Annotated in this window: 22 protein-coding genes; 12 read left to right on the top strand and 10 right to left on the bottom strand. The window is 63.6% G+C overall.

Going from position 1 to position 21,714, the window contains the following annotated elements; translation table 11 throughout:
* Positions 1 to 3 precede the first annotated feature (3 nt).
* The 4 genes from PSELUDRAFT_RS14740 to PSELUDRAFT_RS14725 are packed head-to-tail and all read right to left on the bottom strand — an operon-like array spanning position 4 to position 4,571.
* Positions 4 to 567, bottom strand: coding sequence for a cob(I)yrinic acid a,c-diamide adenosyltransferase (locus PSELUDRAFT_RS14740; protein WP_088967553.1), 564 nt, complete (start codon positions 565 to 567; stop codon positions 4 to 6).
* Positions 567 to 2,597, bottom strand: a complete 2,031-nt coding sequence (locus PSELUDRAFT_RS14735; protein ID WP_088967552.1) for a hypothetical protein — start codon at positions 2,595 to 2,597, stop codon at positions 567 to 569. Before PSELUDRAFT_RS14735 ends, PSELUDRAFT_RS14740 begins: the two co-directional genes overlap by 1 nt.
* A complete protein-coding gene (locus PSELUDRAFT_RS14730; protein WP_088967551.1) occupies positions 2,594 to 3,022 on the bottom strand; it encodes a DNA polymerase III subunit chi in 429 nt (142 codons plus the stop codon). The genes PSELUDRAFT_RS14735 and PSELUDRAFT_RS14730 overlap by 4 nt, the downstream gene beginning before the upstream one ends.
* The gene (locus PSELUDRAFT_RS14725; RefSeq protein WP_088967550.1) at positions 3,009 to 4,571 is read right to left on the bottom strand and encodes a leucyl aminopeptidase; all 1,563 of its coding nucleotides are present in this window, start codon (positions 4,569 to 4,571) and stop codon (positions 3,009 to 3,011) included. The genes PSELUDRAFT_RS14730 and PSELUDRAFT_RS14725 overlap by 14 nt, the downstream gene beginning before the upstream one ends.
* 165 nt (positions 4,572 to 4,736) lie before the next feature.
* Here PSELUDRAFT_RS14725 and lptF point away from each other — a divergent pair, with 165 nt between their 5' ends.
* From lptF to PSELUDRAFT_RS14705, 4 genes are read left to right on the top strand one after another with little or no spacing between them, the layout of a single operon-like run.
* Positions 4,737 to 5,846 (top strand): LPS export ABC transporter permease LptF, encoded by a 1,110-nt coding sequence (lptF, locus tag PSELUDRAFT_RS14720; protein ID WP_088967549.1) that lies wholly within the window; start codon positions 4,737 to 4,739, stop codon positions 5,844 to 5,846.
* Positions 5,843 to 6,919 carry an LPS export ABC transporter permease LptG gene (gene lptG / locus PSELUDRAFT_RS14715; RefSeq protein WP_088967548.1) on the top strand — a complete coding sequence of 359 codons (1,077 nt, stop codon included), beginning with the start codon at positions 5,843 to 5,845 and terminating at the stop codon, positions 6,917 to 6,919. Before lptF ends, lptG begins: the two co-directional genes overlap by 4 nt.
* The gene (locus PSELUDRAFT_RS14710) at positions 6,916 to 9,486 is read left to right on the top strand and encodes a [protein-PII] uridylyltransferase (protein WP_088967547.1); all 2,571 of its coding nucleotides are present in this window, start codon (positions 6,916 to 6,918) and stop codon (positions 9,484 to 9,486) included. The genes lptG and PSELUDRAFT_RS14710 overlap by 4 nt, the downstream gene beginning before the upstream one ends.
* Positions 9,487 to 9,492: 6 nt before the next feature.
* On the top strand, positions 9,493 to 9,951 hold the full coding sequence (locus PSELUDRAFT_RS14705) for a MaoC family dehydratase (RefSeq protein ID WP_088967546.1): 459 nt from the start codon (positions 9,493 to 9,495) through the stop codon (positions 9,949 to 9,951).
* 82 nt (positions 9,952 to 10,033) lie between these two features.
* On the opposite strand, the gene PSELUDRAFT_RS14700 is transcribed toward PSELUDRAFT_RS14705, so the two are convergent.
* The 3 genes from PSELUDRAFT_RS14700 to PSELUDRAFT_RS14690 all read right to left on the bottom strand — a co-directional run bounded on the left by PSELUDRAFT_RS14700 (position 10,034) and on the right by PSELUDRAFT_RS14690 (position 13,683).
* Positions 10,034 to 11,647 (bottom strand): PAS domain-containing methyl-accepting chemotaxis protein, encoded by a 1,614-nt coding sequence (locus PSELUDRAFT_RS14700; protein WP_088967545.1) that lies wholly within the window; start codon positions 11,645 to 11,647, stop codon positions 10,034 to 10,036.
* Positions 11,648 to 11,902: 255 nt separating this feature from the next.
* Complete coding sequence (locus PSELUDRAFT_RS14695; RefSeq protein WP_088967544.1) at positions 11,903 to 12,853, bottom strand: GMP reductase; 951 nt, start codon at positions 12,851 to 12,853, stop codon at positions 11,903 to 11,905.
* Positions 12,854 to 13,056: 203 nt separating this feature from the next.
* Positions 13,057 to 13,683: a ParA family protein gene (locus PSELUDRAFT_RS14690; RefSeq protein ID WP_088967543.1), complete on the bottom strand. Its 627-nt coding sequence runs from the start codon at positions 13,681 to 13,683 to the stop codon at positions 13,057 to 13,059.
* Between the two features lie 47 nt (positions 13,684 to 13,730).
* Between PSELUDRAFT_RS14690 and PSELUDRAFT_RS14685 the strand changes: the two genes are divergently transcribed.
* Entirely contained in the window at positions 13,731 to 14,417 is a 687-nt protein-coding gene (locus PSELUDRAFT_RS14685) for an HAD family phosphatase (protein WP_088968517.1), read from the top strand.
* On the opposite strand, the gene PSELUDRAFT_RS14680 is transcribed toward PSELUDRAFT_RS14685, so the two are convergent.
* Positions 14,401 to 15,333 carry an exopolyphosphatase gene (locus PSELUDRAFT_RS14680; protein WP_088967542.1) on the bottom strand — a complete coding sequence of 311 codons (933 nt, stop codon included), beginning with the start codon at positions 15,331 to 15,333 and terminating at the stop codon, positions 14,401 to 14,403. The two genes, PSELUDRAFT_RS14685 and PSELUDRAFT_RS14680, sit on opposite strands and share 17 nt — an antisense overlap.
* A 202-nt stretch (positions 15,334 to 15,535) precedes the next feature.
* Between PSELUDRAFT_RS14680 and PSELUDRAFT_RS14675 the strand changes: the two genes are divergently transcribed.
* Genes PSELUDRAFT_RS14675 through PSELUDRAFT_RS14655 form a run of 5 tightly spaced genes read left to right on the top strand, consistent with a single transcriptional unit; the run spans position 15,536 to position 18,222 of the window.
* On the top strand, positions 15,536 to 16,069 hold the full coding sequence (locus tag PSELUDRAFT_RS14675; protein WP_088967541.1) for a septation protein A: 534 nt from the start codon (positions 15,536 to 15,538) through the stop codon (positions 16,067 to 16,069).
* Complete coding sequence (locus PSELUDRAFT_RS14670) at positions 16,069 to 16,371, top strand: YciI family protein (RefSeq protein WP_088967540.1); 303 nt, start codon at positions 16,069 to 16,071, stop codon at positions 16,369 to 16,371. Before PSELUDRAFT_RS14675 ends, PSELUDRAFT_RS14670 begins: the two co-directional genes overlap by 1 nt.
* Positions 16,368 to 16,631 (top strand): BolA family transcriptional regulator, encoded by a 264-nt coding sequence (locus tag PSELUDRAFT_RS14665; protein ID WP_088967539.1) that lies wholly within the window; start codon positions 16,368 to 16,370, stop codon positions 16,629 to 16,631. The genes PSELUDRAFT_RS14670 and PSELUDRAFT_RS14665 overlap by 4 nt, the downstream gene beginning before the upstream one ends.
* Positions 16,632 to 16,635: 4 nt before the next feature.
* Positions 16,636 to 17,424 (top strand): peptidyl-prolyl cis-trans isomerase, encoded by a 789-nt coding sequence (locus PSELUDRAFT_RS14660; protein WP_088967538.1) that lies wholly within the window; start codon positions 16,636 to 16,638, stop codon positions 17,422 to 17,424.
* Between the two features lie 18 nt (positions 17,425 to 17,442).
* On the top strand, positions 17,443 to 18,222 hold the full coding sequence (locus PSELUDRAFT_RS14655; protein WP_088967537.1) for a peptidylprolyl isomerase: 780 nt from the start codon (positions 17,443 to 17,445) through the stop codon (positions 18,220 to 18,222).
* Between the two features lie 55 nt (positions 18,223 to 18,277).
* Here PSELUDRAFT_RS14655 and PSELUDRAFT_RS14650 read toward each other — a convergent pair whose 3' ends face one another.
* Together PSELUDRAFT_RS14650 and PSELUDRAFT_RS14645 are read right to left on the bottom strand one after the other, a co-directional pair.
* Positions 18,278 to 19,531 (bottom strand): Hsp70 family protein, encoded by a 1,254-nt coding sequence (locus PSELUDRAFT_RS14650; protein WP_088967536.1) that lies wholly within the window; start codon positions 19,529 to 19,531, stop codon positions 18,278 to 18,280.
* 64 nt (positions 19,532 to 19,595) lie between these two features.
* Positions 19,596 to 20,129: a DUF962 domain-containing protein gene (locus PSELUDRAFT_RS14645; protein ID WP_197693880.1), complete on the bottom strand. Its 534-nt coding sequence runs from the start codon at positions 20,127 to 20,129 to the stop codon at positions 19,596 to 19,598.
* A gap of 146 nt (positions 20,130 to 20,275) precedes the next feature.
* Here PSELUDRAFT_RS14645 and PSELUDRAFT_RS14640 point away from each other — a divergent pair, with 146 nt between their 5' ends.
* Positions 20,276 to 20,590 carry a DUF2249 domain-containing protein gene (locus PSELUDRAFT_RS14640; protein WP_088967534.1) on the top strand — a complete coding sequence of 105 codons (315 nt, stop codon included), beginning with the start codon at positions 20,276 to 20,278 and terminating at the stop codon, positions 20,588 to 20,590.
* 110 nt (positions 20,591 to 20,700) lie between these two features.
* The gene (locus PSELUDRAFT_RS14635; RefSeq protein WP_088967533.1) at positions 20,701 to 21,684 is read left to right on the top strand and encodes a TrkA family potassium uptake protein; all 984 of its coding nucleotides are present in this window, start codon (positions 20,701 to 20,703) and stop codon (positions 21,682 to 21,684) included.
* Positions 21,685 to 21,714 lie beyond the last annotated feature (30 nt).

The raw sequence follows: 21,714 nt of genomic DNA, 5'->3' as shown, positions 1-21,714 counted from the left end.
GAATCAGTCTTCCTGCTGCAGCCGCCGCGGGCGCCACAGCACATCGCTGACACCTGCCGCGGCATTGAGCACCCGCGACAGGATGAACAGTACATCGGACAGCCGGTTCAGATACTGGCGAGGCAGTGCCGGCAGGCCGGGCTCGACCTCGTCCAGCGCCACCACGCTGCGCTCGGCGCGGCGGCATACCGCCCGCGCCTGGTGCGCCAGCGCCGCGGCCTTGCACCCACCGGGCAGGATGAATTCCTTCAGCATCGGCAGTTGCTCGTTCCAGTTGGCCGCATGCTGCTCCAGCATCGCCAGCTGCGGCTCCTGCAGCGCCTGGTAACCGGGCACGGCCAATTCCGAACCCAGGTCGAACAGGTCGTGCTGCACCTCGGCCAGCAAGGCATCCACCTCGGCGGACAGCGCCTCGCAGCGCATCAGGCCGACAATGCAGTTCAGTTCATCCACCTCGCCCAGCGCGTGAATGCGCGGCGAATGCTTGGAAACGCGGCTGCCATCGCCCAGGCCAGTGGTACCGGCATCGCCGGTGCGGGTGATGATGCGTGATAAACGGTGTCCCATCAGTTGTCCTTGCCGTGCCGCGGCGCCACTTCATCCAGCGCTTCGCGCAGCGATTCTTTCAGTGACTGCGCCAGCATCATGTCGAAATCTTCTTTCATCTGCTGCATCACGCCGGAAATCAGCTGCTTGGCCTGCTGCTCCAGTGCGTCCTGCATCCACAGCGTCAGCTCCACTTTCATGCGCGGCAGCACCCGCTGATACAGCGCCTCGATCAGCGCGCCTTCGTCCACTCCGCCCAGCACCGGGCCGGCTTCCAGTGGCGGCGTCACCGCCTCCACGCGGATGGCGGGCGCTTCCGCCGCCGGCGCCATGGTAAACGGCGGGCTGACCACCAGCGGCGATTCGCTGGCCGCCACCGGGTGAAACGGAATATCTTCCAGCCGCGGCGCGGCTGCTCCCGGCGTATCGTCCACCACCGTGCGGCGCGAACGCATCACCATGGCTTCAGGCTCGTCCTGCAGCGCGGCGCCCTGCGGTGGCTCGGTGTGCAGATCGCGCGCCCAGTCCAGCTCGACATCGCGCTCGCTGTCGCCACGCAGTTGGCTGCGCAACGGCCAGGCTTCGCCACCCGGCAGGCTGCTGGCGGAAGCCCCCATATGGGCAGCGGCAGCAGCGGCCGCGGCAGCCGCCGCCAGGCCCAGGCCGCCCCCCAGTACTCCGGTGGGCAGGCTGTCCAGCGAGATGCTATGCGGCATTGCCGCCATCTCCGCTTCTGCAGCAGGCTCCGCAGGCGCTGCGGCCGGCTCGGCGAAGGCATCCGCGTCGGCGCCTTCTACTGCCACCAGCGTGTCCTCGCCCTCCTCCGGTGGCCAGCCGTCGTCGTCAGCCAGTTCGGCCGCGGCTTCGGTAGCTGCTTCGGCAACAGGGGCTTCAACAACGGGAGGCTCAACTTCAACAAGCGGAGGCTCGACAAGGTGCGGCTCGGCGGCATTGTGGCCCGGCCCGCTTGGTGCGTCCGCTACCGCCAGCGGCTCCGGCGACCATGCCGCAGCAGCGGCCTCGTCAGCCAGTGGCCAATCGGCGTCGCTTACGTTGGCCGCAAAGTCATCAGCACTCGCTGCCGCCGCCACGTCGTCAGCCACGCCGTCAGCCACAGTACCGGCAAGCGGCTCCCCGGCTTGCGGATGAGCAGGCGGAGCGCCAACCTCCTCGATGACAGCATCCAGCAGCGGCGGCTCGCCAGCCGACAACGGCGCAGCATGTTCCTGTGCCGGCTGCAGCGATTGCAACAGGTCGTCCAGCGATACATGGAAGCTGTCGGCAGCGGCTTCAGCCGCAGCAGGCTCCGCCAACGCTGGCGGCAAGGCTGGCTGCGCCTCCTCTTCCGCCACGGCAGCGGCTGGCTGCCAGCTCTCCGCCCATACCGGGTCGGGTTCGGCGGCGGGAATCAGCGTAGCTTCCGGCGGTGTCTGTGTCAGGAAGGCATCGGCAGGCAGCTCCGGCATTTCCACCGGTTCGGCAAAATGCTCCAGCTCCGCGTGCAAGGCGGCCAGTTCGGCGTGATGGTCGGCGGGGGCGGCAGGCTGCTCGGCAGCGAGCGCCTCTTCGGCCAGCAGCGGCTCGAAGCGGGCGCGGGCAAACAGCGCGTCAAGCCCGGCCTCGGCGGCCAGCGGCGTGGCTTCGCCCGCGGCGCCGGCCGGCAGGTCGAAGGTGAAATCCTCACCTTCCGCAGCGGGCGCGGGCGGCGCTGCAGCGGGCGCCGGGCTTGGCAATACATCGTCGAGCGACAGGTCGCCCGGCATGTCCACTTCCAGGTCCAGCGACGGCAGGCTTTCGATCAGCTTGCTGGCATCCAGCGCAGAGGCGTCGCCGGCATCCTCCGGCGCGCCCAGCACATCGTCCAGGGTAAGCTCCGGCGGCAGTTCCAGCTCCGGTTCCTTCGGCGGCAGGCTGCGCGCCAGTTCATCCAGTTCGGCGCTGAAATCGAATGCCGGCACTTCCAGTTCGTCGTCGCTTTCGGCCACCACGTCGGTCAGTACCGGCAGGTCCTGCAGATTCCAGCCGTTATCGCTTTGTTTCGGGTCGGTCATGCCGCATCACTCATGTTGTGATGGTGAATGTCAAAGCCCAGGTCAAGGTAGCGGCGGTAACGGCTGCGTGCCACCGTCTTGGATGCCTCATCCTGGCCCACCACTTCCAGAATACGAGAAAAACCGGCGGGGTCCGCCGGCATTTGCGGGGAAAGGTTCAGCAGCACGCGCTGGCCGGCATCAGCCGGAAACTCCCCGGCGGCCAGCCAGATCGGCGTCATCGCCGCTTCCGGCTGCTGCCACTGGCAATGCGGGATGAAGGAGATGTCGCCAAACGACCAGAGCGCCTGGCTGAAGGCCTGCAAGGCGGCGTTGTCCGCCAGCACGATCAGCAGCGGCTCGCCCTTGCGGAACACCGTCTGCGCCGCCCGGCAGGCGAACTGCCGGGCATCGGCGACATCGGTATAGAAATCAATCCGCGTCATCTTCGGCCGCTTCGACCACTTCACGACGCGGACGGCCACGGCGCACCACGTTGCCCAGCGCGATGTCGGCACGGTCCTGCAGGAACTGCACCAGCATCGGCACCGGGCGGCCGGTGGCGCCCTTGTCCTTGCCACTGCGCCAGGCAGTGCCGGCGATGTCCAGGTGCGCCCAGTCGTAGGCCTTGGCGTAGCGTGACAGGAAGCAGGCTGCGCTGATGCTGCCACCCGGACGGCCGCCGATGTTGGCCATGTCGGCAAACGGGCTCTTCAGCAGTTCCTGGTACTCGTCCCACAGCGGCATGTGCCAGGCGCGGTCGCCCACTTCCTCGCCCGCCTGCCACAGTTCCTTGGCCAGGCCATCCTGGTTGCTGTACAGGCCGGTGGCCACATGGCCCAGCGCAATCACGCAGGCGCCGGTAAGGGTGGCCACGTCCACCACGGTGGCCGGGCTGAAGCGCTCGACATAGGTCAGCGCATCGCACAGCACCAGGCGGCCTTCAGCGTCGGTGTTCAGTACTTCCACGGTCTGGCCGGACATGGTGGTAACAACGTCGCCCGGCTTCAGCGCGCGGCCGGACGGCATGTTTTCGCAGGTGGCCACCACGCAGATCAGGTTCAGCGGCAGCTTCATTTCCACCGCGGCGCGGAAGGCGCCGATCACGGCGGCGGCACCGCCCATGTCGTACTTCATCTCATCCATGCCCTCACCCGGCTTCAGCGAGATGCCGCCGGAGTCGAAGGTCAGGCCCTTGCCCACCAGCACCAGCGGGCGGTCGGCCTTGTCCTTGGCGCCAAAGTGCTTGAGCACCACGAAGCGCGCTTCCTCGTCGCTGCCCTTGGCTACCGACAGGAAGGAGTTCATGTTCAGTTCGGCGATTTCGGCCGGGCCCATTACCTCGGCCTCGGCACCGAAGGATACGGCCATCTCGCGCGCGGTTTCCGCCAGGTAGCTCGGGGTGCAGATATTGCCCGGGGTGTTGGCCAGGTCCTTGCACAGCTTCATGCCGGCAGCAATGGCCAGGCCGCGGCCCAGGCCGCGCTCGCCGTCGGCCAGGTCGCTGCGGCGCGGCACCGCCAGGGTGAACTTGCGCGGCTCGCGGGTTTCTTCCTGCTTGGACTTGAAGCGATCAAAGCGGTACAGCGCGTCCTGGGTCACCACGGTGGCCTGCTCGATCATCCACTCCACGTCGTGTTTCTTGACGTGCAGTTCGGAGAGGTAGCTCACCACTTCATTGGCCTGGGTATTGCTCAGCGCCTTAACCGAGGCGCGGATCGCCTCGCGGTATTCCTTGGCGCGGAAATCGCGTTCCTTGCCAAGGCCGACCAGCATCACGCGGTCGCACAGGGTGTGCGGCACCGAGTGCAGCAGCAGCGTGGAGCCGAGTTTGCCATCCATGTCGCCGCGTTTGAGCACGTCGGCGATGAAGCCGTTGGAGATGCGATCCAGGAGATCGGCGGCAAAAGACAGTTTGCGGGTTTCATAAACGCCGACCACAACGCACGCTACGCGCTGCTTCTCCGGGCTTCCGCTTTTAATGTTAAACTCCATAGGACGCTCCACCATGTGTATTGGGTTCTGCAAGGCGCATTCCTCAGGCTTGTGGCCCAGCCGGAACCGGCCCGCCATGCCTTGTTTCCTGGCCGGCAATCAATCGTTGAAACCTTTCCAATTATCACTACCCTCTAGACACATTGTCAAAACGGGCCTCTTTTTATGCTTTTTCGAAAAAGCCTCAACCGAGAGCTGACTTATACCAGTATCGGTGTTTTTTCCATTTTATTTGCTATTTTGCTCTCCACCCAGACAATCAACATGCTGGGGCGCGCAGCCCAGGGCCTGATTGCCAGTGACGCGATTTTTGCCATGGTCGGTTTCTGGTCGATCGGCTTCTTTCCGCTGCTGATGATCCTGACGATTTTTGTCAGTGTCATCGTGGTGCTGACCCGCATGTGGCGCGAGCAGGAAATGGCGGTATGGATGGCCAGCGGCAAGTCGCTCACCGACTGGGTGGCACCGGTGCTGCGCTTCGCCCTGCCGCTGTGCGTGCTGGTGGCGGTGGGCACCACCATGGTCGGCCCGTGGGCCGCGCAGCGCAGCAAGGAATACGCCGAAACCATGAAGCAGCGCGAGGACATGACCGCGCTGGCACCCGGCGTGTTCAAGGAATCCGGCAACGGCGAGCGGGTGTATTTCATTGAAAGCTACTCGGTGCTGTCCGGCGCTACGCGCAATGTGTTCCTGCAGATCACTACCCGTGGCCAAGTGTCGTCGATCTTCGCCAAGGAAGGCCAGGTAAGCTACGACGAAGACGGCAACCGCGTGCTGATGCTGAAGGACGGTCGCCGCTACATCGGCGAGCCGGGCAGCGCCAACTACGAGGTGATGGAATTCAAGCGCTACACCCTGAAGATGGTTGAAGCGGCCAGGCTGATCCACCCGCCGGTGAACAGCGACGGCAAGTCCACGCTGGAACTGCTGCACAGCGACAACCCGTCCGACCGGGCCGAGCTGGCCTGGCGCTTTTCCATGCCGCTGGGCGGCCTGGTGCTGGCGCTGCTGGCGGTGCCGCTGAGCTACTACAACCCGCGCCAGGGCCATGCCTACAACCTGGTGTTCGCGCTGGGCGCCTACCTGCTGTACCAGAACCTGTTGTGGTCGCTGCGCAGCGCCATCAACAGCGGCAAGATCGCCAGCTCGCTGGGCATTCTGCCGGCGCACCTGGTGATGCTGGCACTGGCAGTGCTGCTGCTGCGCTACTACAACCGTCCGGCGCGGCCCATGCTGCAACGCCTGAAGAACCTGCTGCAAAGACAGTCGACATGAGCATCATCCGCAACTATCTGCTGCGCCGCTTTACCGCCGCCACCCTGTTCGTGCTGGTGAGCCTGCTGGCGCTGTACGGCTTTTTCGACGCCATCGGCGAGCTGCCCAGCCTCGGCAAGGGCAGCTTCGATTCCTCCACCCTGCTGCTGTATGTGCTGCTGCAGGCACCGGGGCATGCCTACGAGCTGATGCCGCTGGCGGTATTGATTGGCGCCATGGTGGCCATGTCGCAGCTGTCCAGCAGCTCCGAGTACACCGCCATCCGCACCAGCGGCGTATCGCTGCGCAACATCGCCAGCACCAAGCTGCTGTTCGGCGCGCTGATGGCCATCTTCGCACTGTTCCTCGGCGAGTACGGCGCGCCTTCCGCAGAGCAGGCCGCCGAGCGCATCAAGCTCAACGCCACCCACTCGCTGGTGGCGCAGGAGTTCCGCTCCGGCCTGTGGGTGAAGGATGACAACAACTTCATCAACATCAGCGAGATGCTACCGGACAACACCCTGCTGGGCGTGCGCATCTACACCCACGACCCGGACTACCGGCTGACCCGCACCCGCGTGGCGGAGCGCGCCATCTACCTGGCCAGGGAAAAACAGTGGCAGCTGCAGAACGTGCGCCAGTCCGACATCAGCGACAGCGGCGTCAAGGTTGCCCGCATCACGGAAACCCGCTGGCAGTCCATCCTGCAGCCGGAACTGCTGTCCGTGCTGCTGGTAGTGCCGGAACAGATGTCGGCACTGGACCTGATGCAGTACATCGACCACCTGCGCAGCAACAGCCAGAAGACCCAGCGCTACGAGATTGCGCTGTGGGGCAAGCTGTTCTACCCGCTGGCCTGTATCTCGATGGCCATGGTGGCGCTGGCGTTCACCCCGGTGAACGGCCGCCATAACGACCTGGGCATCAAGCTGTTCACCGGCATCTGCATCGGCATTGCCTTCCACTTCAGCAACCGCCTGTTCGGGCACATGGGTTTGCTGTACAACTGGAATCCCATCGTGTCGGCCACTCTGCCCACGCTGTTGTTTCTCGGGCTGGGTCTGGTCGCCATATCGCGACAGGAACGACGATGAACGAGCGTATCGACCACTGCAAGCGCTGGCGCCAGGCCCTGCAACAGGGCCGTGAAACGTTGGCCGCAGCCTATCTGCAGCAACGCAACGCCCGCGATTACCTGCTGCGCCACGGGCAGTTGGTCGATAGCATCATCCGCTCCGCCTGGGAAGTGCTCGGCATGGGCCAGCGCGCTGCGCTGCTGGCGGTGGGCGGCTATGGCCGCGGCCAACTGTTCCCGCACTCAGACATCGACCTGCTGCTGCTCCTGCCGGAAGCCACCTCGCAGAGCCTGTCCGGCTTTGTCGAGGAATTCATCGGTGCGATGTGGGACATCGGCCTGGAAGTGGGCCACAGCGTACGTACGGTGCAGGAGTGCCTGAGCGAGTCGCGCCAGGACATCACCGTGGAAACCACGCTGCTGGAAAACCGCCTACTGGCCGGCAACCCGGCGCTGTACCACCAGCTGAACGCCGCGGTGGAAAAACACCGCGACCCGCTGCGCTTCCTGGAGGGCAAGCTGCTGGAACAGCAGCAGCGCCACAACAAGCACTTCGGCGTTACCAGCAACCTGGAACCCAACGTCAAGGAAAGCCCCGGCGGCCTGCGCGACCTGCACACCATTCTGTGGATCAGCAAGGCGATCGGCGTGGGCCACAACTGGGAATCACTGACCCGCAACGAGATACTCACCCCGTCGGAAGCGCGGCTGATCCGCTACAGCGAGCGCCAGCTGGAGCAGATCCGCATCGACCTGCACCTGTCCGCGCGCCGCCGCGAAGACCGGCTGATCTTCGACCTGCAGCAGCAGGTGGCCACCATGGGCGGCCTCGCCGACAACAAGGCCAAGCGCGCCAGCGAGCAGCTGATGCAGCTGTACTACAAATCGGCCAAGAACGTCAGCCAGCTCAACGGTATCCTGCTGCCCAACCTGCGCGCGCGCCTGCTGTGCGATGTGCCGCGTGTCACCCAGCGCCTGGACGAGCACTTCTACAGCGTCAACAACATGCTGGGCATCTACGACAACGATGTGTTCGAGCGCGAGCCTGCCACCATCCTGCAGGCTTTCCTGCACATGCAGCATCACTGCCTGAACGGCATGGCACCGCGCACCCTGCGCGCGCTGTGGCACGCCCGCCGCCAGATCAACGAACGCTTCCGCCACGACCCGCAGAACCTGGCGCTGTTCATGCAGCTGTTTCGCGAAGGCCGCGGCCTGACCCGCACGCTGCGGCGCATGAATCTGTACGGCGTGCTGGGCAAGTACTGGCCGGCCTTTGGCCGCATCATCGGCCAGATGCAGCACGACCTGTTCCACGTCTACACCGTGGACGAACACATCCTGATGGTGGTGCGCAACCTGCGCCGCTTCGCGGTGCCGGAGTTCAACCACGAGTACCCGCTGCTGTCGCGGCTGCTCAACGATTTCGACAAGCCGGAGCTGTTGTACATCGCCGGCATGCTGCACGACATCGCCAAGGGCCGCGGCGGCGATCACTCGCAGCTGGGCATGGCCGATGCCGCGCAGTTCTGCGACACCCACGGCATGGCCGACGAGGATCGCGAGCTGGTGGTGTGGCTGGTGCAGCACCACCTCACCATGTCCAGCATCGCGCAAAAGCAGGACATCTACGACCCGGCCACCATCCAGCAGTTTGCCGACCTTGCGGCCAACCCTCGCAAGTTGGCCGCACTGTACATCCTCACCGTGGCCGACATCCGCGGCACCAGCCCCAAGGTGTGGAACGCCTGGAAGGCCAAGCTGCTGGAAGACCTCTACCACGCCACGCTGCGCACACTGACGCGCGGCGGACAGATCGACGTTGCCTCCGAGCTGGAAGAGCGCAAGTCTGCCGCGCGGCGGCTGCTGCGCCTCAACACCGTGCCGGAAGCCGCCGAGCAGGCATTCTGGACCCAGCTGGATACCGTGTACTTCCTGCGCCACGAACCGCGCGAAATTGCCTGGCACACCCGGCTGCTCAACCGCTGCATGCACACCACTGAGCCGGTGGTGCGCGCCCGGCTGCTGGACGACAACAAGGAAGGGCTGCAACTGCTGGTCTACACCCCGGACCAGCCGGAACTGTTCGCCCGCATCTGCGCCTTTCTCGGCCGCCACAACTACAGCATCGTGGACGCCAAGATCTACACCACGCGCCACAACTATGCGCTGGACACCTTCCACGTATTCCTGCCGGAGTTCCACGACAGCAACTACCGCGACCTGATCAACTTCATCGAATTCGAGCTGGCCGCCACCCTGCAGCGCCACGACCCGGTGCAGCTGCCACCCAAGGGCCGGCTGAACCGGCACCAGAAGCACTTCCCGGTGCGCGCGCAGGTGATGATCCGCCCGGACGACAAGGGCAAGCACTACGTGCTGTCCATCACCGCCGCCGACTATCCCGGCCTGCTGGCTCGCATCGCCAAGACCCTGTCCGACTACCATGTCAGCGTGAATTCGGCCAAGATCATGACCCTGGGCGGCCGGGTGGAAGACTCCTTCCTGCTTTCTTCCTCGCACCTGGGCGACGACAAGACCCTGCTGGCCCTGGAAAACGACCTGATTACCACCCTGCGTATCTGAACCGCCATGCTCTATTTCGAAGACCTCACCCCCGGCCTGCGCTTCACCACCGACAGCACCACGGTACAGGCTGACGACATCCACGCCTTCGCCAGCCAGTTCGACCCGCAGTACTTCCACCTGGACGACGGCAAGGCGCAGGGCAGCATTTTCCAGGGTCTGGCTGCCAGCGGCTGGCATACCAGCAGCCTGAGCATGCGCCTGGTGGTGGAAAGCGAATTCGGCCGCAGCGTGGCCGGCGGGCTGGTGGGCATGGGCGTGGACAAGATGCGCTGGCCGCGGCCAACCCGTGCCGGCGACATACTACGGGCCAGCATCGAAGTGCTGTCCGGCAAGTCCTCCGCCTCGCAGCCGGACTACGGCGTGGTCAAGCTGCGCTGGACCACACACAACCAGCACCAGCAAGAAGTGATGTCACTGGAAACCGCCATCTGGGTGCCCCTGCGCCAGCCGGCAGCCAGCTGATACCGGCTCGCACCAGCCTAAACAACAAAGCCCTTGCGCACTGCGCAAGGGCTTTGTCACATCAGTCAGGCTGCCTGCCGGTTCAGCGCCGGGCGGTCTGCCACTTGCGGTAGTCCCGCGTCAGCTTGTCCAGGTCGAAGGCAGCGCCCTCCAGGTGATGCGAGCTTTCCAGCACCGCATCCGCCGAGGAGACACTCTGCTCGCCCAATGCGGCCAACTGTTCCACCGATGCCGCCACCTGGTGCATGGATGCCGACTGCGAGTTCATCTGCTCCACCAGCGAGTGGGCAAACTCCCGCGCCCGGTCGGCAACCGACAGCAGGTTCTGCAGGTGCTCGGCGGCCTGGCGGATCTCGTTGCTGACGTGCCCCACCTCGGTCACCGACTGGTCCATGGTATTGCTAACCCCCTCGGTGATCGACACGATCTGCCCCACGGTCTCGGTAATACCGTCGGTGGCTTGCGCGGTGCGTTCCGCCAGCTTGCGCACCTCGTCCGCCACCACGGCGAAACCACGGCCGGTTTCGCCGGCGCGCGCCGCCTCGATGGCCGCGTTCAGCGCCAGCAGGTTGGTCTGCTCGGCGATTTCGTGAATCAGCTCGGTCATATTGCTGATCTTGCCCATCGCCTGTTCCAGCTGCTGCAGGTCGGTCTTGGAGCGATGTACGGAATCCACCGCCTGCTCCGCCGCCCGTGCCGCCAGCCCCATCACGGCCTGACCGGTAGTGGCTGCCTGGCGGGTGGCATCGGCCCCCTGCTCGCTCTGCTCGGCCATGGTGCTGACATGCTCCACCGTGCCGCTGATCTCTTCCATGCTGGCGCTGATCTGCTGCAGGCCGGCGCCCTGCTCGCGGGCGCGCGCCACCACGCTTTCCACTTCCTGGCTCAGTCGCTTGGCCTGCTCGTACGTCATGCCGCCGGCAGACAGGGTGTCGGCCACCAGTGCCCGCAGATGCAGGCGCAGGCCTTCGAGGCTATCCATCATCTCGCCCAGCTGGCCACCAAGATGGGTGTGCAGCGGCTGCTCAAGCCGGCCTTCGCCCAGCGTCAGGAAGCCTTCATGAATGCGTGCCATCACCAGGCTTTCGCGCCGGCGCCACCAGTACGACGCCAGGCTCAGGCCGATGAAACAGCCGACACCGGCAATCTGCCGCACCAGATCGCCCAGCCCCGGCCACGCGGCAGCCAGCAGCATGCCGCCGCTGAACACGCCGGTCAGCACAAAGCCGGCACGTCCGGCGTCCGGGCGTTTCTGTATGGCCTTCAGCGTGGAAGGCATGCTGGCCTGTTTGTCGCGCAGCTGCTTGTAGAACGCCTCGGCGGCGGCGATTTCGTCGCGCTTGGGCGTGCTGCGCACCGAGATGTAGCCCACCAGCTTGCCATGTTCGCTGATAGGGGTAACGTAAGCTTCCACCCAGTAGAAGTCGCCATTCTTGGAACGGTTCTTCACCAGGCCGCGCCATGGTTTGCCTACCTTGATGGTGTCCCACAGGTCGGCAAACGCCTCTGGCGGCATATCCGGGTGGCGCACCACATTGTGATTGCGGCCCAGCAATTCTTCTTCGCTAAAGCCACTGATATCGATGAAAGCGCGGTTGGCATAGGTAATCGCGCCCTTGAGATCTGTTTTGGTGACAATCGGGCGGGCGGGGTCAAGAAAACGCTCGTTGTCGGTTACCGGCATATTTATTTTCATAACGATTTCTTATCAATTGCTGGGCATCTGCATCAAGATTATCAAACAATGCAAACTCATCCTACACAAATCCGAACTTGGCTTGGGTATAGCCAAGCTCCGCCGACTTGCCAACAGCAAAAACCGCCTTGATTTAACACACGAAATGGTTCGATTGCCCCGCAAAAACAAGCGGGGCGGATGCGCCACACCCGGCGTGCCCCGCCCCGCGTCAGGCAGCCCGTCGCCGGGCCGGCACCGACGACACGCCGCCCCCTAGCGCGCCACGACAATCATTTCGACGTCGCGCAGTGCCGCCACGGTGCTGCCGCCGGCATAGCTGATCGACGACTGCAGGTCTTCCTTCAACTCCACCAGCACGCGCGCCATGGAGCCCTTGTACTCCACCAGGATCTTCTTGCCTTCCACGTTCTTGTATTCGCCCTTGTTGAACTGCGAGGCGCTGCCGAAGTATTCCTTGTAATGCTTGCCGCCGATTTCCACGATTTCGCCGGCCGACTCGTCGTAGCCGGCAAACAGTGAGCCGGCCATCACCATGGTGGCGCCGCAGGCCAGCGCCTTGGCCACGTCGCCGTGCTCGACGATGCCGCCATCGGCAATCACCGGCACGGTCACCGCGGCGGCGCAATCGCGCACGGTGGCGATCATCGGGCGGTGAAAGCCGGTCTTGTTCTTGGTGATGCACACGCGACCGCCGGCAATGCCGGCCTTGATGGCATCGCAGCCCCAGGCTTCCAGATCACGCGCCGCCTCGGCAGTGGCGATATTGCCGCCGATCAGGAAGCTGCCGGGAAACTGCTGCTTGACCTGGCGGATCATGCGCTCGGCCTTCACGCACCAGCCATTGGCCACATCCAGCGTGATGTATTCCGGCGTCAGCCCGGCATCGCGCAATGCGGCCAACTGTTCCAGGGTGTCGTCGTTCACACCGATGCTGATCGACGCGAACAGGCCCTTGGCCTGCATATCACGCACGAAACCGACGGTGTCCACGTTGAAGCGGTGCATGGTGTAGAACCAGCCGTGGCGGGCGAAGTATTCGCAGGTTTCGGCATCAACCACGCTCTTCATATTGGAGGCATACAGCGGCATGTCGAAGCGGCGCGGCCCGAATTGCACCGAGGTATCGCATTCCTTGCGGCTGTCGACGACGGTTTTTCTGGGAACCAGATAAACATCGCCGTAATTGAGTTCATTCTTGAACATGATGTGTGCTCCATATTGCATTCAGGGTGGCATGCCGCCGTTCCGGAATAGCGACATAAAACAGGGGGCCCCAAATAAAAAGCGGAAGCCACCCGGCTTCCGCTTGCAATCCTTCCTGCGCTTGCCTCGCAGGGCTCGCACACAAACCTTGTCAATCTACTTAGCGCCAAACGCAGCGTCAAGCACTAATTTCGCACGCCGGTTCAGTTGTCCAGCCACTGCAAAATGCCGCGCCACGCCTCCAGGTCGCGCGCCGCGCGCGAGGCCGGCAGATCGAACAATGTCATGCCGCTGGCCGCCGCCTGCACATACAGCTGGGTGTCGCGCAGCCAGCCCAGCACCGGCAACTCCAGCTCGGTCAGAAACTGCTGCAGCTCGCGCGCCGACTTGGTACGCGGATCAACCCGCATGCCCACCACGCCGACAAAGGCACGTTGCTTGCGCACCGCTTTTTCCTGCACCAGCTGGGCAAGAAACTCCCGGCTCGCCCACATATCGAATGGGGAGGGTTGAATCGGTACGATGACCCGGTCCACCTTGCTCAGCAATGCGGCCAACTTCTTGCCCTGCAGGCCGGCCGGGCTGTCCAGCACCACCACCTGGGTGCCCTTGGGCGGCTTGGCCGGCTCGCCCGGCGCCACCTGCCAGCCATCGATATACGGCAACGGGGACGGCCGGTTGGCAAGCCAGGACAGTGAGGACTGCTGCTTGTCCACATCGCCCAGCATCACCCGCGAGCCCTGCGCCGCGTAAAAGCCGGCCAGGTTCGTCGCCAGGGTCGATTTACCGCTCCCCCCCTTGGGATTCGCAATCAGAATCGAATACGCCATACTGCCTTCCCGCCTCTATATCTCTTTGTCTTATTGTGAACACCGCCATGCAATGTAACACGCCCGCTTCTTTCGCCGCCCTGCTTTTCGACATGGACGGCCTGATGATCGATACCGAGTCACTGTCGGCCCGCGCCTGGCAGCAGGCGGCAAGCGCGCTGGACATTCCGCTGCAGCAGCGGCATATCGACGCCATGGTCGGGCTAGCCATGCCGCTGTGTCTGCGCTACCTGATTACCGAGCTGGGGGACGAGACGCAGGCGCGCGAACTGGAAGCGCAGAGCCGCCGGCAATACCACCAGGCGCTGCACCAGCAGGAGATTCCGCTCAAGCCCGGCATTACCGAGCTGCTGGACTGGTGCCACCACCTGGATATTGCCCGCGCTGTCGGCACCGCCACCCAGCGCCAGCTGGCAGACATCAAGCTGGCGCGCACCGGCCTGGCACGCTACTTCGAGCACACCATCGCCGGCGACGAAGTGGCGCGTACCAAGCCGGCGCCGGACGTCTACCTGCAGGCGGCCAGCCGGCTGGGCGTGGCGCCGGAATACTGCATCGTGCTGGAAGATTCGGCCTACGGCGCACAGGCGGCGCTTGCGGCCAACATGCGGGTGATCATCGTGCCGGACATGCAGCAACCGCCGGCCGACATAGCAAAACAGGCCCTGGCGGTGTGCCAGGACCTGTTCGAAGCCAGAAAACTGCTGGAGAGCCTGCTCAGCCTGCCGCGTTGATGCGCTCCACCACCTGCGCCAGCGCCGCGGCCGCCTGCTCGTTGTCCACCTGGCAGGTGCCGGCGGCCTCGTGGCCGCCGCCGCCGAACTCCAGCATCAGCGCGCCAATATTGCAGCGGCTACTGCGGTCGACGATGGATTTGCCGGTTGCCAGCACGGTGTTCTGCTTGTTCAGCCCCCACATCATGTGAATGGAGACCTTGGCCTGCGGGAACAGCGCATAAACGGCAAAGCGGTTGATCGGGTGGATCACCTCCTCGTTGCGCAGATCCAGCACCACCACATGGCCCTGCAGCGTAGCGCAGCGGCGCAGTTGCTCCTTGGCCTGGATTTCATGCTCGAAATACAGCTCCACCCGTTCGCGCACATCCGGCAACGCCAGGATTTCATCGATATTGTGGTTACGGCAGTACTGAATCAGGTCCATCATCAGCGCGTAGTTGCTGATGCGGAACTCGCGGAAGCGGCCGAGGCCGGTGCGGGCATCCATCAGGTAGTTGAGCAGCACCCAGCCCTTGGGGTTGAGGATTTCCTCCAGCGAAAACTGGGCGGAGTCGGCTTTGTCCACCGCCGTCATCATCTCGATGGCAATGTTCGGGAAGCGCTCCTTGCCACCGTAGTAGTTGTACACCACGCGTGCGGCAGAAGGCGCCGCCGGGTCGATCACATGATTGCTGCGATTGCCCTCGTTACGCAGCGTTTCGGAAAAATGGTGGTCGAACGCCAGGTGCGCGCCCGGCACATATGGCAGGTTGGTGCTGATGTCGCGCGGGCCGATATCGACCTTGCCATCCTGCATGTCCTTCGGGTGCACGAACTTGATATCGTCGATCAGTTCCAGTTCATTCAGCAGCACGGCACATACCAGGCCGTCGAAGTCACTACGGGTTACCAGTCGGAATTTCTCGCCAGCCATGTTTCCCCCTTGAATATTTCGGCGTTGCATTTCAATTCGGCAATAAACAGTTGCCCTCATTCTGCCGCCAGCAGAGGGCAATCTCTATGACAATAGTCATGTCGGCGTGGTGTGAACAGCATAATTGTTATTAGTTGTGAACAAATGTTTGGTTACCCGGTCACACTTGTGCTGCCTTGGGCCTGCCGCCATAATCCGCCTCATGAAATTTCTTACCGACTTTTTCCCCGTCATGCTGTTCTTTGGTGCCTACTCGCTGACCAAGGACATGTTCCTGGCTACCGGGGTAGCAATCGGCGCCACCGTCATCACCGTGGCACTTACCTGGCTGCGACACCGCAAGGTGGACACCATGCAGTGGATCAGCCTGGCGCTGATCAGTGTCATGGGCGGCGCCACCCTGCTGCTGCACGACAAGCATTTCATCATGTGGAAACCCACGGTGCTGTACTGGGTGATGGGCGGCGGCCTGCTGATCGGCCAGCTCACCGGCCGCATCGGCATGCGCTCGCTGATGGGTAGCCAGCTCAGCCTGCCTGACAGTGTCTGGAAGAAGCTCAACTCCGCCTGGGTGGTGTTTTTTCTGCTGCTTGGCACCGTCAACCTGGTAGTGGCCTACAATTTCAGCGAACAGGTGTGGGTCAACTTCAAGCTGTTTGGCGGCTTCGGCATGATGATCGTGTTCGTGATCGCCCAAAGCCTGTACCTGTCCAAATACGTCGAGGAAACTCACTGATGCTGTACGCGATTACCGGCCAGGATGTGCCGGACTCCCTGGCGCAGCGCCTGGCCGCCCGCCCGGCCCACCTCGAACGCCTGCAGGCACTGCAAGCCGCCGGCAGACTGCTGCTGGCCGGCCCGTTTCCCGCCATCGACAGCAACGACCCCGGCCCGGCCGGCTTCACCGGCAGCCTGATCGTTGCCGAGTTCGACAGCCTGGAAGCCGCCCAGTCCTGGGCCGATGCCGACCCCTACGTGGCCGCCGGCGTCTACGCCCAGGTCAGCGTCAAACCGTTCCGCAAGGTATTTCCGGCATGAGTGATACTGCCCGCCTGCTGGAACAGCGCCTGCAAGCCCTGAACCCCTTACAGCTGCACATCACCGATGACAGCGCCGCACATGCTGGCCATGCCGGTGCCAAGTCTGGCGGCCATTTCGACCTGGTCATCGTGGCGGCAGCCTTTGTCGGCAAGAATCGCCTGCAGCGCCAGCGCCTGGTCTACGATGCCGTTGGCGACCTGACGCAGCTAGGCATCCACGCCCTTTCCATGCGTACTCTCACCCCAGAAGAAATCTGACAACATGAAACCGACGAGTAAACTGATTGCTGCTGCCGTCCTGGCTGCTGCGGCCAACCTGGCTGCCGCCGCCCCCGTTGCCACCGTCAATGGCGTAGCCATCGACAAGGATCTGCTGGACAAGGCCGTAACGGAAGTCGTGCGCGACAGCAATGGCCGCGCACAAGACACCCCGGCCCTGCGCGAAGAGCTGCGCCAGTCGCTGATCAGCCGTGAGCTGGTACTGCAAGCCGCCACCCGCGGCGGCCTCGACAAGAGCCCGGAATTCGCCACCGCACTGGAAAACGCCCGTAAGGAGCTGCTGCAGCAGGCTTTCTTTGCCACCACCGTGAAGAATCACCCGGTGACCGACGCCCAGGTGCAGGCCGAATACGACCGCTACGCCACCCAGTTCAAGAGCAGCAAGGAAGTTCAGGTACGCGAGATCGTGCTGGCTGACGAAGCCGGTGCCAACAAGGTGATTGCCGAGCTGAAAAAAGGCGCCAAGTTCGACGCGCTGGTGAAGCTGTCGGTGGATGCCAACAGCCGTGACCGTAACGGCGACATGGGCTGGGGCAACCTGTCCACCATGGACCCGTCGCTGGCCAACGTGCTGAAAGGCCTGGGCAAAGGCCAGGTCAGCGCCAAGCCGCTCAAGTCCCCGCTGGGCTGGCATGTTTTCCGCGTGGATGACGTCCGTGACGCCAAGCCGGCACCGCTGGATGCGCTGAAGCCGCGCATCATGCAGGAACTGCAGAACAAAACCATTCAGGATGCCATTGGCGAACTCCGCCAGAAGGCCAACATTCAATAAACCTACTGAAAGTCAGCAATGAACAAGCGATTCAAGCAGACCCTGATTGCCCTCACCCTGGCTGCCGCCGCCGGCAGCGCCATGGCCACCCCGTCCGTTAACGGCGTAAGCATCAGCCAGCAGCGCATCGATGCCGTGGTGAAGATGATGGAAGCCCAGGGTCAGCCGTCCAGCCCGCAGATGGTACAAATGGTGACCGACCAGCTGGTGACCGCCGAGGTGCTGCGTCAGGAAGCCGTGAAGAAGGGCATGGACAAGTCCTCCGACTTCCAGGCTGAAATGGAAAACGCCCAGGCCATGTCGCTGGCCAACCGCTACATCAAGGACTACGTGCACGCCAACCCGGTAACCGAAGCCCAGATCAAGGCCGAATACGACAAGGCCAAGGCCGAGTTCCCGGAGAAGAAAAGCTACCACGCCCGCCATATCCTGGTGAAGACCGAAGCCGAAGCCAAGGCCGTGCTGGAGGCGCTGAAGAAGGGCAAGCCGTTCAACCAGCTGGCCAAGGAAAAATCCATTGATCCGGGCAGCAAGAACACCGGTGGCGACCTGGGCTGGCAAGACCCGGCAACCTTCGTACCGGAATTCTCCGGCGCCATGGTGAAACTGGCCAAAGGCCAGGTAACTGCCGTACCGGTGAAGACCCAGTTCGGCTACCACATCATCAAGCTGGATGACGTGAAGGTTGAAGCCGCACCGCCGCTGGAACAACTGCGTCCGCAGCTGGAACAGCGCGTGCAGGGTCAGCGTATCGAAGCGCTGATCAAGGACCTGAAAGCCAAGGCCAAGGTACAGTAAGGCCAGCGCCAGTAAAAAAGCCCACCGCAAGGTGGGCTTTTTTTATTGCTGCCGCTCAGCCAAAACGCCGCGCTGCATCCAGTGCCAGGCCGCTGCCAATACTGCCGTAGCGGTCGCCCTCCACCACCGTGGCGTTGGGGAACATGGCAGCCACCCGCTGCCGCAGCAGCGGCACGCCACTGGAGCCGCCGGTAAAGAACAGGGTGTCCACCTGCGCCGCCTGCAATTGCGCATCCTGCAGCAAGCCGCCAACGGTACGCTCGATATTGCCCAGCAGCTGGTCGATGGACTCATGGAAGGTCTCGCGCAACACCTCGTGCTGCAGGCCGTCCTCGATCTCCTGCAACGACAGCAAGGTACTGTCGCTGTCGCTCAGCGCGATCTTGGCCGCTTCCACCTGGATGGCCAGCCAGTGGCCGGCGCGCTTGCTGATCAGGTTGAACAGCCGGTCCAGCTTGTCGCGCTCCAGCGCATCGGCATACACCCCTTGCAGCTCCGACCACACCTTGCGGCTGTAGGCGAAGTTGATGGTGTGCCAGGTCGCCAGGTTGAAGTAGTAGCTGGACGGCACTTCGGCGTTGTTGCGCAGCCGTGTGCGGTAGCCAAGCTCGGGCATCACCGCGCGCAGGCTGAGCTGCTTGTCGAAATCGGTGCCGCCAATATGCACGCCGCCGTTAGCCAGGATGTCTCCCAGCCGTTCGACCTTGGTCACGCGATCGGGCGACAGGCGCAGCAGCGAAAAGTCCGAGGTACCGCCGCCGATATCGACGATCAGCACCAGCTCTTCACGCTGGATACGGCTTTCGTAGTCAAAGGCGGCAGCAATCGGCTCATACTGGAACGCCACGTCGACAAACCCGGCCTGGCGGGCGATCTCGCCCAGTGTGCGCTCGGCCAGGCGATCGGCCTCTGCATCGTCATCCACGAAGAACACCGGGCGCCCCAGCACCACCTGCTCGAAGCTGCGCCCGGCCGACACCTCGGCGCGCTGCTTCAGTGCAGAAATGAAATAGGACAGCAGATCGAGAAAGCGCAGCGGCCGCCCTTGCACCTCGGTCTGCCCGGTCATCAGCCCGGTACCGAGAATGCTTTTCAGCGAGCGCATCAGGCGACCTTCGTAGCCTTCCAGGTATTCCGCCAGCGCGGCGCGGCCAAAGGCCACGCTTTCCTCGTCGGCGTTGAAGAACACCACCGAGGGCAAGGTAGTCTTGCCTTCTTCCAGTGCCAGCAGGGTCTGCTGCCCAGGGCGCCACCAGCCCACCGTGGAATTGGAGGTGCCAAAATCCACGCCACAGGCTTTTACTGTCATGATTCCCGCTCCTGGCGCAAAAGGAGCGGGATTATAACGAAGCTGCCGCCCGCGGCGGCAAATATTACGTGCTACCGCCGCCGTTATGCCCGTGATCGGCCCTGCGCACGGCAACCGGCCCGGCCTGCTGTTCGATCTCCGTCTGCAGCCCGCGCAGCAGCCCCAGGCGGAACAGACATTCCACCAGCACGAACAGCGGGCCGATGAGCAAGCCGACCAGATCATCGACAAACGCCGGCTTGCGCCCCTCATACACGTGGCCCAACAACTGGAATGCCCAGCCCAGCACGAACAGGCCGCCACCGGTCAGCAAACCACCCGGCGGCGGCAATGCGGCCAACCTTATGCCACCCCACAGCGCCAGCAGCATGACAACGGCCATGCAGGCCCCCAGCACGCGACTCAGCCGCAGGTAGTACAGCACCACCAGCAATATCGCGACATGCGCCACGCTGACGCCAGCCAGCGGCACACCGGCCAGCAGGGTGGCCACCGCCAGCACGATCAGCGGAACCCCGATGAGATGCGTGCGGATATTGCGCGGGTCACGGTGATAGCACGCATAGTTCACCAGCTGTTGCTGCAGATTCCTCATCATTCCTCCACCGGTTGGCACGATCTGCCGCCTGCCGGGCACCCCGGCCGGGCGGCCAGGCCGCATGCCTGCAATTTCTTATCCGCGCTCAAGGAGCAGCCCGCCAGTGGCATGGCACAGTGCGGTCATCATCAGCAGGAGAACCCCACATGCAAGTCCTCACCGATACCGTCTTCCCGTTCGACGCCCGCGGCGTTGCCAAGCGCTTCCGCCATGCTGCCATCTTCGGCGCCCTGGAATCGCTGCACAACGGCGAAACCATGCGCTTCATCAACGACCACGACCCGCTGCCGCTGCTGGGCCAGATCCAGCAACGCTACGGCGAGCAGATCCGCTACAGCTACCAGCAGCGCGATGCCAGCCAGGTTGTCATCGACTTCACCATCCACCTGGCTGAAGCGGAGCCGGCTCCGCAGCAGGGTGGTTGCGGTGGCGGCGGTGGCTGCGGCTGCTCCGGCGGCTAAACGATTGCGGCAGGCGGCCATTTGGCCGCCTGTTTTTTTGCAGCGGTCACCCTTCCCTTTTGCATACGCTTTTTTCTAGAATGCACAGGTTTCCACCCTGACCGCCGCCCATGGGACGCACTCTCGCCCTCAAACTGCTGTCCCTGCTTGGCCTCGTGCTCGCCGTCGTCGTGACGGGCACGCTCGGCTACCACCTGCTGGAAGGCTGGTCGGCATTCGACAGCCTGTACATGACCGTCATCACCCTGGCCACCATCGGCTATGGTGAAACCCACCCGCTGGACACCCTGGGCCGTACCTTTACCATCCTGCTGATCGTGTTCGGCACCGGTGTGGTGGGTTACGGCCTGTCTTCACTGACCCTGATGCTGTTCCAGGGCGACCTGCCCGCCTATTTGCGCAAGAAGAAAATGGACAAAATCATTTCCCGCCTGGAAAAACATGTGGTGATCTGCGGCCTGAGCCGCAGCGGGCTGTATGTGCTGGATGAGCTGCAGCGCGCCGGGCACAAGATCGTGGTCATCGAAAAGGATGCCAGCCGCGCTGCCCAGTTTTTGGCGCCGTACGGCCACCCCTACATCATTGGCGATGCCACCGAGGACGACAACCTGCTGGCGGCCGGCATCGAGCGCGCCCGCGCGCTGATTACCAGCCTGACCTCCGACGCCGACAACGCTTTCGTGACCGTGACAGCACGCAATCTGAACGCCGGGCTGACCATTGTCTCCAAGGCCGAAACCGAAAGCGCGCGCAAGAAGCTGCTGGCGGTGGGCGCCGACCACGTGGTGATTCCGTCCTACCTGGGCGGCATGAACATGGCCTCGCTGGTGGTGAACCCGCAGGCGATGCATTTCTTTGAACGGCTGCACAACCGCTACCCGCACGCCTTTCGCGCGGAGTTACTGCCGGTGCAGGAAGAATGGGTTGGCCGCAGCATCGGCGAATGCCTGCCGGTGAGCGATGGCAGCGTGATCGTGATTGCGGTGGAGCTGCCAGGTGGCGAGGTGCAGTTCAACCCGGGGCCGGACACCTCATTGCACCGCGACGAATCGCTGATGGTGATCCGCCGCCACGCGCCGGCGGATGCCGCATAAACAACAAGGCCGGGCTTATAGCCCGGCCTT

The sequence above is a fragment of the Vogesella sp. LIG4 genome (genome assembly GCF_900090205.1).
GTDB lineage: Bacteria > Pseudomonadota > Gammaproteobacteria > Burkholderiales > Chromobacteriaceae > Vogesella.
The sequence above is the reverse complement of the archived record's forward strand: the minus strand, read 5'-3'. Positions and strand labels throughout refer to the sequence as shown.